The organism is Aeromonas caviae (genome assembly GCF_000819785.1).
GTDB lineage: Bacteria > Pseudomonadota > Gammaproteobacteria > Enterobacterales > Aeromonadaceae > Aeromonas > Aeromonas caviae.
Genome location: NZ_CDBK01000058.1, coordinates 666 through 10,935, shown reverse-complemented (window position 1 = coordinate 10,935; position 10,270 = coordinate 666). Strand labels below are relative to the sequence as shown.

Here is a 10,270-nt window from a genome sequence, read left to right as displayed (position 1 = left end):
TCCCTGCCCGTGGTCATGTCACGCCCGCCCCACCCCGCGTCCCCGGACAAAGAGATTGTTCGCTTCCGACGTGTCGGCTGTATAGTTTTTGGTTAGCCATTCCGGTAAAATCCGCGCCCTTGAATAAGAGCCACCTAAGAGTGATTGAGCGATGTCCAACACAAAACAGGCCCCCAAAGTAGGATTCGTCTCCTTGGGTTGCCCCAAAAACCTGGTCGATTCCGAACGCATCCTGACCCAGCTGCGTACCGAAGGGTACGACGTGGTGCCCAGCTATGACGATGCGGAGCTGGTGGTGGTCAACACCTGCGGCTTCATCGACAGCGCGGTGCAGGAGTCCCTGGAAGCCATCGGTGAAGCCCTGGCCGAGAACGGCAAGGTGATCGTCACCGGCTGTCTGGGTGCCAAAGAGAACCAGATCCGCGAGATCCACCCCAAGGTGCTCGAGATCACCGGTCCCCACGCCTATGAAGAGGTGCTGGGCCACGTCCACAAATACGTGGAAAAACCCACCCACAACCCCTTCACCAGCCTGGTGCCGGCCCAGGGCGTCAAGCTGACCCCGCGCCACTACGCCTATCTCAAGATTTCCGAAGGCTGCAACCACCGCTGCACCTTCTGCATCATTCCCTCCATGCGCGGGGATCTGGTGAGCCGCCCCATCGGCGAGGTACTGGCCGAGGCCAAGCGCCTGAAAGAGGCTGGCGTGAAGGAGATCCTGGTGATCTCCCAGGACACCTCCGCCTACGGCGTGGACGTCAAGCACCGCACCGGTTTCTACGACGGCATGCCGGTCAAGACCAGCATGGTGGCCCTGTGCGAAGAGCTGGCCAAGCTCGGCATGTGGGTGCGCCTGCACTACGTCTACCCCTACCCCCACGTGGATGACGTCATCCCCCTGATGCGCGACGGCAAGATCCTCCCCTACCTCGACATCCCGCTGCAGCACGCCAGCCCGCGCATCCTCAAATTGATGAAGCGCCCCGGCTCCGTCGAGCGCACCCTGGAGCGGATCCAGAAGTGGCGCGAGATCTGCCCCGAGATCACCCTGCGCTCCACCTTCATCGTCGGCTTCCCCGGCGAGACCGAGGAAGAGTTCCAGATGCTGCTGGACTTCATCGACAAGGCGGAACTGGACAGGGTTGGCTGCTTCAAATACAGCCCGGTCGAGGGGGCCAAGGCCAACGAGCTGCCGGATCCGGTGCCGGCCGAGGTGCAGGAAGAACGCTTCCAGCGCTTCATGGAGCTGCAACAGCAGGTCTCCATCCGCAAGCTGGCCCGTAAAGTGGGCAAAGAGATGCTGGTGCTGATCGACGAGGTGGACGAAGAGGGTGCCACCGGCCGCTCCGCCGCCGATGCCCCCGAGATCGACGGCCTGGTCTACCTGAACGGTGAAACCGGCCTCAAGCCCGGCGACATGGTCAAGGTCCGCATCGACGAAGCGGACGAGTACGACCTCTGGGCCAGCCTGGTGGAATAATCACGCCACTCCCCCTCAAAGCCAGTCGGTCTCACCGACTGGCTTTTTTAATGTCCGCCGCCCCTCAGGCTCTTGCATGCCCCCATGTCATCCCCTGTGCCGCCCCTCGTCACCGATCACCTCCCCTTGCTCTTTTCGCACGCGCCCGTGAACCAGCGCACACTTCTCTCCTGCCACATGAGCCGCTTGTTTCCTGCACAAAAATAAGCCGTGTCAACGGGGAAAAAACGAGCACGATCCAGCTCACATTATCGTTGCCACAGGGAGTGGCAAGGTGACTTTTTACTTTGTGAGAATTAATGCAACTGTATAATTTAAAAGGATTTAAAATGCATTTTGACGATAATGACGTGCGCCGTGCAATTTTTACGATATCGACGAAATGAAGAGTTGTTGTTTTCCTGTTAATTCTGCTTTTCTAAGGGCGTTGGACGACACAACTACAAGGGTGCAAAACCTGACCAACAGCGAGGGCCGGTATCCAAGCATGCGATGTCGGTGCTCCATTCCAAAACCATGGAAGACCAATAAGAAAGGAAAAAATATGCTTGCCAAAGTATCCAAAATCGCAACCTCAGTCATGCTGGGAACTCTGCTTGCCGGTGCCACCGGCACAGCCATGGCCGCCGACAACAAGACGGTGCTGACCCTGGTTGCCCAGCAGGAAACCGCATGGGTCAAGAACTTCAACCCCTTCCTGCAAGCGGGTCTGCTCCACACCACCCGTCACTTCATCTATGAGCCGCTGGTGATCTTCAACGATATGCAGGGTGGCAAACCCGTCTATCGTCTGGCTACCCACTACGCCTTCAGCGATGATCTGAAATCCGTCACCTTCGACCTGCGCGAAGGGGTCAAGTGGTCCGATGGTGAAGCCTTCACCGCCGACGACATCCTCTTCTCCTTCAACCTGGTCAAGGCCAACAAGGCGCTGGACGAGCGCTCCATCTGGACCCAGATCAAGGGTGTCGAGAAGCTGGGTGACCACAAGGTCAAATTCGACCTGGCCGAGATCAACACCAACGTGGTGAACGACCTGGTGCTGGTGCCCATCGTGCCGGAGCACCAGTGGAAGTCGGTGAAAGACCCGGTGGCCTTCACCAACGACAAGCCGGTCGGGACCGGTCCCTTCACCGAAGTGGACAACTTCTCCGCCCAGCTCTACACCCAGTGCCGCAACCCGCACTACTGGGACAACGCCAGCCTCTCCATCGACTGCCTGCGCATGCCGCAGATGGCCACCAACGACCAGGTACTGGCCGCCGTGATGAAGGGTGACGTGGACTGGTTCGGCTCCTTCGTGCCGGACATCGAGCGCCTCTACGTCGGCAACGATCCCAAGAACAACAAGTACTGGTTCCCCGCCTCCGGCACAGTGGCGTTCAACGTCAACTTCCAGAGCAAGAACCCGGGCAACCACGAAGCCTTCAACGACATCAACTTCCGCCGCGCCTTCTCCATGGCCATGGACCGCCAGTCCATGGTGGACATCGCAGGCTACGGCTACCCCACCGTCAACGAGTACCCGTCAGGGCTTGGCAAGGCATTCGCCTCCTGGGATAACCCGGACGTCGAGAAGAAGTACGGCAAGTACAACAAGTTCGACCTGGAAGGGGCCAAGGCCCTGCTGAAACAGGCGGGCTACAAGGACTGTGACGGCGACAAGTTCCTCGACACCCCGAGCTGCAAGAAGATCGAGTTCAAGGTGCTGGTACCGAACGGCTGGACCGACTGGGTCAACACCGTCCAGATCGGGGTCGAAGGCCTGCAGGCCCTGGGCCTGAACGCCAAGACCGCCACCCCGGAAGCCACCGTCTGGACCGAGTCCCTGATCACCGGTGACTTCGACGTCGCCCTGCAGGGTTACTTTGCCGGTGCCAACCCGCACAAGTACTTCGAAACCGCTTTCCACTCCCGCAACATGGGTGAGCGCGGCAACCGCTTCGCGGCGCCCCGCTACAAGGATCCCGAGCTCGACAAGCTGATCGACGACTTCACCCAGACCGCCGATGCGGCCAAGCAGAAGGAGATCATGTTCGCCATCCAGGAGCGTGTCGGGGCCAACCAGACCATCATCCCGGTGTTCAACAACCCGACCTGGTACGAATACAGCACCAAGCGCTTCAATGGCTGGTTCAGTGCCGACAACCCGGTCGCCAAGCCGCAGGTTCACCCGGACACTCCGGAGCGTCTGCTGCACGTGCTGTCACTCAAGCCAAACAGCTAATCACCCCGGCCCCCTGCGGGGGGCCCTCTTCCCCGCCATGTCTTCCATCCCCCGCACCTGCCGGGGTTGGGGGAGCTTTGCCCGGCGCGGGGCAGGCTTGCAGTAAAAGGTATCACCATGGGATTTATACTTAGACGCTTCTCCTTCTATCTGGTCGCCTTCCTGGTGGCCGCCACCATCAACTTCCTGCTACCCAGAGCCATGCCGGGAGACCCCGTCTCCGTCATGTTTGCCCGGGCCGGCGCCATGATGGAACCCGCCGCGCTGGAAGCCCTCAAAGCCACCTTCGGTTTCGTGGACGGCCCCATCGGCACCCAGTTTCTCACCTATGTGAAGAGCGTCTTCACCTGGGATCTCGGCACCTCGGTGCGCTACTACCCCCAACCGGTTGCCGACGTCCTCGGCCGCGCCATCGGCTGGACCCTGTTCCTGGTGGGCACCTCCACCATTCTGAGCTTCTCCATCGGCTCCATCGTCGGCATCTTCGCCGCCTGGTACCGGGGCGGACGCATGGACAGCATCCTCTCCCCGCTCACCCTGGTGATGCAGGCCATCCCCCCCGTGGTGGTCTCCCTGCTCGCCCTCTTCCTGTTCGGCGTGAGCCTCGGCTGGCTGCCCATCGGCTACGCCTACAGCCCCGAGATCCCCGCCGATTTTGGCTGGGAACACATCAAGAGCATCCTGCTGCACGCCATCATGCCGGTGGGCACCCTGGCCGCGGTGCAGGTAGGGGGCTTTCTCATCACCATGCGCAACAACATGATCAACCTCCTGGGCGAGGACTACATCACCATGGCCAAGGCCAAGGGGCTCTCCAGCAACCGGGTGATCTTCAACTACGGCGCCCGCAACGCCGTGCTGCCCAGCGTCACCGCCCTCTCCATGGCGCTCGGTTTCGTCATCGGCGGATCCCTCATCACCGAGGTGATCTTCAACTACCCCGGCCTGGGACTGACCCTCTATCAGGGCATCCTGGCCCGTGACTACCCCCTCATCCAGGGGCAACTGCTCATCATGACCATCACCATGCTCAGCTTCAATTTCCTGGCGGACGTGCTCTACGTCTTCCTGGATCCCCGTCTGCGTACAGGAGGCAAATAAGATGCGTATGCCGACCATTCTCAAGATATTGCTGGGCAACAAGAAGGCTGCCTTCGGCCTCGCCATCGTGGTCACCTTCGTGCTGATGGCCCTGTTCGCCCCGCTGCTCGCCAGCAACGAACCCACCAAGCGGGTCGCCCGCCCCCACCAACCCCCCAGCGTGGAGCTGGTGATGGGTTCCAACCGCATGGGCCACGATCTCTGGGCCCAGTTCACCAACGGCGCCCGCATCTCCCTGATGGTGGGCTTCGGGGCAGGCCTGCTGGTGTGCGCCCTGGCCATCACGGTGGGCATCACCGCCGGCTACTTCGGCGGCGTGGTGGACGAGTGCCTCACCTTCCTGATGAACGTGGTGCTGGTGATCCCGAACCTCCCCCTGTTGCTGGTGCTGGCAAGCTTCATCGGAGAGGCCTCCCCCATGGTCATCGCCCTCATCATAGGGTTGACCTCCTGGGCCTATGGCGCCCGGGTCATCCGCGCCCAGACCCTGGCCCTGCGGGAAAAGGAGTTCGTCATCGCCGCCGAGGTGCTGGGTGAACCGGCCTGGCGCATCATCCTGGTGGAGATACTGCCGAACCTCATCTCCATCATCGGGGTGAGCTTCATCGGGTCCATCATCTACGCCATCGTCACCGAGGCGACCCTGGAGTTCCTGGGCTTGGGCGATCCGACCGTGGTCAGCTGGGGCATCATGCTCTATAACGCCCAGACCTCAAGCGCCATCCTGGTGGGCGCCTGGTGGGAGATCCTGGCCCCCTGCTTTGCCATCGCCACCCTGGGGGCGGGCCTCGCCATGCTCAACTTCGCCATCGACGAAATCGCCAACCCGCAGCTTCGTTCCCACAAGGGCCTGCGTCGCTGGAAGCAGCTTGCCACTCCCATCACAGCTCAGGAGAAGACAGCATGAAGCCGCAACAACCCCTGCTGTCGGTGCGCCAGCTCTGCGTCGACTACATCACCGAGAGCGGCGACGTGCGCGCCGTCAATTCGGTCAGTTTTGACATCATGCCGGGTGAGGTGTTCGGCCTCGCCGGCGAGTCCGGCTGCGGCAAGTCCACTGTCGCCTTCTCGGTGGCGCGCCTGCACAAGCCGCCCGCCTACATCAGCGGCGGCGAGATCCTGTTCAAGGGAGAGAACATCCTCGGCTTCGACGACGAACGACTGCGCAGCTACCGCTGGCGCCAGGCGAGCGTGGTGTTCCAGTCCGCCATGAATGCGCTCAACCCCGTGCTGCGCATGGAGGAGCAGTTCTGCGACGTGCTCTTGGCCCACAACCCCGGCATGACCCGCTATGAAGCGATCAAGCGCGCCCAGGAGCTGCTGGAGATCGTCGACATCCACCCGAGCCGGCTCAAGGACTACCCGCACCAGTTCTCCGGCGGCATGCGCCAGCGGCTGGTGATCGCCATCGCCATGGCCCTCAACCCCGAGCTGCTCATCATGGACGAACCCACCACGGCGCTCGATGTGGTGGTGCAGCGGGAGATCCTGCAGAAGGTCTATGCACTGAAAGAGAAGTTCAACTTCTCCATCCTCTTCATTACCCATGACCTCTCCTTGATGGTCGAATTTTGCGATCGCATCGGCATCATGTACGCGGGGGAACTGGTGGAGGTGGCGCCGGCCAAAGCGATCCTGACCGCGCCCCTGCACCCCTACACCCGGGGCCTTGGCAACTCCTTCCCCCCCCTGCACGGGCCCAAGACCGTGCTGGAGGGGATCCCTGGCAGCCCACTCAATCTGCTGGAGGTGCCGGTGGGCTGCCGCTTCCAGGCACGCTGCGCCAAGGTGCATGAGCGCTGCCGCCAGGAATACACCCGGCTGGCCGAGATCCGGCCCGGCCAACAGGCTGCCTGTCACCTTCATGAGGCAGCAGAGGAACAACCGGATCTTCCGATCCATCTGGACAAGGCCGCTGGCTGTTAAGGATGTCTGTCATGCAAATCGCCCAAACCGACGCGCCCATCATCGAGGTCCAGCACCTCTACAAGGACTTCGCCGTCAACTCCAACGCCATCAAGAGCGGCAAGATGCGGGCGCTGTCCGACATCACCTTCAACCTGCACCGGGGCCGCGCCCTGGCAGTGGTGGGGGAATCCGGCTCCGGCAAGAGCACCATCGCCAAGATCATCGCCAAGATGTACAAGCTCTCCAACGGCCGCATCCTCTACCGTGGCCGCGACCTCGAGGAGTTCAACAAGGGCACCGCCCTGCTGGACTATCGCCAGAGCGTGCAGATGGTGTGGCAGGATCCGTTCGGTTCACTGAATCCGACCCACACCATCTACCACCACATTGCCCGCCCCCTGCTGCTGCACAGCAAGGTGAGTGACAAGCGGGATCTGCCCGACATGGTCTATGGCCTCCTTGAAAAGGTGGGGCTGACCCCCGCCAAGGCGACCGCGGCCAAGTACCCGCACCAGCTCTCCGGCGGCCAGCGCCAGCGGGTCAACATCGCCCGCAACCTAGCGGTGGAGGCGGAAGTGGTGCTGGCGGACGAGCCCACCTCCATGCTCGACGTCTCCATTCGCATCGGCATCCTCAACCTGATGGAGCAGATGAAGAACGAGCTCGGCGTCTCCATGCTCTACATCACCCACGACATCGCCACCGCCCGCTACGTGGCGGAAGATCTGGCGGTGATGTACGTGGGTCACATGGTGGAGTGGGGAGAGGTGGACGAGATCCTGCACCACCCCCAGCACCCCTACACCCAGTTGCTCATCTCGGCGGTGCCGGATCCCGAGAAGAGCATCCACGCCGAGCTGGAGGGAGGCCGCAAGGGGGAGATCCCGCTCTGGACCCCGGAATCCCGTGGCTGTCCCTTTGCCGGGCGCTGCCATCAGGCCATGCCCCGCTGCAAGGAGAGCCTGCCCCCGGTGACCCGGCTCGCCGACAACCACTTCGTGCGCTGCTACCTCCACGAACAGGGGTAAGCAGGCCCACGGCCGGGCGCCGTCGCCCGGCCATGCCTCGCGTCGGGGCCGCAAGGCCCCGTAATGAGCCTCGCCCGCCAGGGGCGAGCCTTCGGAGTAAGACCTTGATGGAACTTTTGATCAACCAGGTGGGTTACGAATGTGACGGGGAGAAGAGCGCCCTGCTGCAGTGCGGCGCCGACCTCGATATCCGCGGCCACGTCAGGTTGCTGCGCCAGCAGGACGACCACCTTTTGCTGGAGACGCCGCTGGTGGCGGCGGGGAGCGTCCCCGGCTGGCAGGGGCGCCACTACTGGCGGGCCGATTTCTCCGCCTTCACCGAGCCCGGCCACTACCGGCTGGAGGCCGTCGTGACCACGGGAGCGCAGGAGCGCCTGGTGCGCTCCACCCCCTTTGCCATCGGCCGGGGGCTGCTGGCGCGCCGCTGCCTCTCCGATGTCATCCACTACTTCAAGGGGCAACGCGCCAGCGGCACCTTCGACCGGGCGGACCGCAGGGCACGCCTCTTTGGCACCGATCAGCGCCGGGACGTACATGGCGGCTGGTTCGACGCCAGCGGCGACATGAGCAAGTACCTGAGTCACCTCTCCTACGCCAACTACCTCAATCCCCAGCAGACCCCCATGGTGGTCTGGTCCCTGCTCAAGTGCCGGGAACTCCTGGCGACACGTCGCGACATCCACGGGATGAACCTGTGTAAACGGCTCAATGACGAGGGGCTGCACGGGGCAGATTTTCTCTGCCGGATGCAGGACGAGCGCGGCTTTTTCTACATGACCCTGTTCGACAAGTGGAGCAAGGATCCCGAGCAGCGGGAGCTGTGCGCCTATGCGACCCAGCAGGGGATCAAGTCCGCCCACTGGCAGGCGGGCTTTCGCCAGGGGGGTGGCATGGCCATCGCCGCTCTGGCCCGCGCCGCCCGGGAACCGAGCGGCGGCGACCTTGACACAAGCCAGTACGCCGAAGCGGCCAGACGCGGCTACCAGCACCTGCGCGAGCACAACCTCGCCTACCTGGATGACGGGGTCGAGAACATCATCGACGACTATTGCGCCCTGCTGGCGGCGGTCGAGCTGACCAAAACATTGGGCCCCGAGTGGCTCGCCGAGGCACGGGATCGGGCCGGCCGGCTGTGCGCCCGCCAGCGCGCCCACCCCGATCTCGGCCACTATTGGGCCGCCAACGACGATGGCTCTCGCCCCTACTACCACGCCGCCGAGGCGGGCCTGCCGGTACTGGCGCTGCTGGAGTATCTCGCCATCGAGCCGGATCCGGCGCCATCGAGCCGGATCCGGCGCGCCAGTGGGCGGCCCGGACCGTCGCCGAGCAGGCCCTGGCAGCCGAGCTGGCTCTCGCGGCCCGGGCAGGCAACCCCTTCGCCCTCGCCCGCCAGTATGTGAAAGGGGTCGATGAGGCGCCCCGGGTGAGCTTTTTCATGCCCCACCACAACGAATCCGGTTACTGGTGGCAGGGGGAGAACGCCCGGCTGGCATCGCTCGCTACCATGGCATTTGCTGCCGCACAGCACCTGCCCGGGCAGAGCGCACTGCTCTGCACCTTCGGCCAGCAGCAGCTCGACTGGATCCTGGGGAGAAACCCCTTCAACGCCTGCATGCTGGCGGGTCAGGGCATCAACAACCCGGAATACACCGCCGGCTACCCCAATGCGCAGGGGGGGATCTGCAACGGCATCACCGCCGGCTTCGATGACGAAAATGACGTGGCCTTTATTCCAGAGGCGTACAAGGATCGGCTGGATCAGAACTGGCGCTGGGGGGAGCAATGGATCCCGCACGCCGCCTGGTTCGCCCTGGCCATCACCTGGCAGAGCGCACAAGGAGGCCACCATGATTGAGAGCGGTTCACACATCACTGGCACCGGGGAGAGCCCTGGATCCTCCATACCGCCAGCCAGGTTTACCCTGGCCGTCACCTGGCAAAGCGCGCAGGGAGGCCCCCATGATTGAGTTCTGGGTCGGGGTGGATGGCGGCGGCACCCACACCCGGGCCCGCATTCGCAACAACGCAGGCAAGCTGCTCGGCGAGGGGCGCGCCGCCGGCTCCAATTTGGAGCTGGGCATCGCCCTCGCCCACGGTCATGTGCTGGCTGCCATCGATCAGGCCCGCATCGACGCGGGTCTGCCCAGAGAGAGCGAACAACGGATGGGAGTCGGGCTCGCACTCGCCTCCGCCGAGCTCGCCGACTGCTACCACGCCATGCTGACCATGCCCTTCCCGTTTGCGCGGGTGAAGCTCACCTCCGATGCCTTTGGTGCCTGCCTCGGCGCCTTCGACGGCCAGGAGGGGGCCATCCTGATCGCGGGCACCGGCTCGGCGGGGCTCATCTACCGGGAGGGACGTCTTCGCACCTGCTCGGGTCGCGGCTTCCCCGTCTCGGATCTCGGCAGCGGCGCCTGGCTGGGGCTGCGCGCCATCCAGCAGTCCCTGCTCTGCCACGACGGCATCCTGCCCCCCAGCACCCTGGCGGTGCGCCTGATGGATCACTTCAAGCGGGATCAGGCCGAG

At 63.4% G+C, this 10,270-nt stretch carries 7 protein-coding genes and 1 pseudogene; all 8 read left to right on the top strand.

Going from position 1 to position 10,270, the window contains the following annotated elements:
- The first annotated feature begins 151 nt into the window (after positions 1-151).
- Entirely contained in the window at positions 152-1,480 is a 1,329-nt protein-coding gene (gene rimO / locus BN1120_RS09475) for a 30S ribosomal protein S12 methylthiotransferase RimO (protein WP_010673908.1), read from the top strand.
- Between the two features lie 544 nt (positions 1,481-2,024).
- Positions 2,025-3,707, top strand: coding sequence for an ABC transporter substrate-binding protein (locus BN1120_RS09470; RefSeq protein WP_010673906.1), 1,683 nt, complete (start codon positions 2,025-2,027; stop codon positions 3,705-3,707).
- Between the two features lie 117 nt (positions 3,708-3,824).
- Positions 3,825-4,808, top strand: a complete 984-nt coding sequence (locus BN1120_RS09465; RefSeq protein ID WP_010673905.1) for an ABC transporter permease — start codon at positions 3,825-3,827, stop codon at positions 4,806-4,808.
- Position 4,809: 1 nt separating this feature from the next.
- Positions 4,810-5,715, top strand: a complete 906-nt coding sequence (locus BN1120_RS09460; protein WP_010673904.1) for an ABC transporter permease — start codon at positions 4,810-4,812, stop codon at positions 5,713-5,715.
- Positions 5,712-6,734, top strand: a complete 1,023-nt coding sequence (locus BN1120_RS09455; protein WP_042015838.1) for an ABC transporter ATP-binding protein — start codon at positions 5,712-5,714, stop codon at positions 6,732-6,734. The genes BN1120_RS09460 and BN1120_RS09455 overlap by 4 nt, the downstream gene beginning before the upstream one ends.
- Positions 6,735-6,745: 11 nt before the next feature.
- On the top strand, positions 6,746-7,744 hold the full coding sequence (locus BN1120_RS09450; protein ID WP_039040529.1) for an ABC transporter ATP-binding protein: 999 nt from the start codon (positions 6,746-6,748) through the stop codon (positions 7,742-7,744).
- A gap of 107 nt (positions 7,745-7,851) precedes the next feature.
- Positions 7,852-9,599, top strand: a pseudogene (locus BN1120_RS09445) (glycoside hydrolase family 9 protein).
- Positions 9,600-9,703: 104 nt separating this feature from the next.
- Positions 9,704-10,270: glucosamine kinase nucleotide-binding domain-containing protein (locus tag BN1120_RS21730; RefSeq protein ID WP_042015836.1), on the top strand; the 567-nt coding region annotated here is incomplete at its 3' end.

Excerpts from the sequence above, each read along its gene's own strand:
- rimO (WP_010673908.1), top strand. The coding sequence starts at position 152 with ATGTCCAACACAAAACAGGCCCCCAAAGTAGGATTCGTCTCCTTGGGT.
- BN1120_RS09470 (WP_010673906.1), top strand. The coding sequence starts at position 2,025 with ATGCTTGCCAAAGTATCCAAAATCGCAACCTCAGTCATGCTGGGAACT.
- BN1120_RS09465 (WP_010673905.1), top strand. The coding sequence starts at position 3,825 with ATGGGATTTATACTTAGACGCTTCTCCTTCTATCTGGTCGCCTTCCTG.
- BN1120_RS09460 (WP_010673904.1), top strand. The coding sequence starts at position 4,810 with ATGCGTATGCCGACCATTCTCAAGATATTGCTGGGCAACAAGAAGGCT.
- BN1120_RS09455 (WP_042015838.1), top strand. The coding sequence starts at position 5,712 with ATGAAGCCGCAACAACCCCTGCTGTCGGTGCGCCAGCTCTGCGTCGAC.
- BN1120_RS09450 (WP_039040529.1), top strand. The coding sequence starts at position 6,746 with ATGCAAATCGCCCAAACCGACGCGCCCATCATCGAGGTCCAGCACCTC.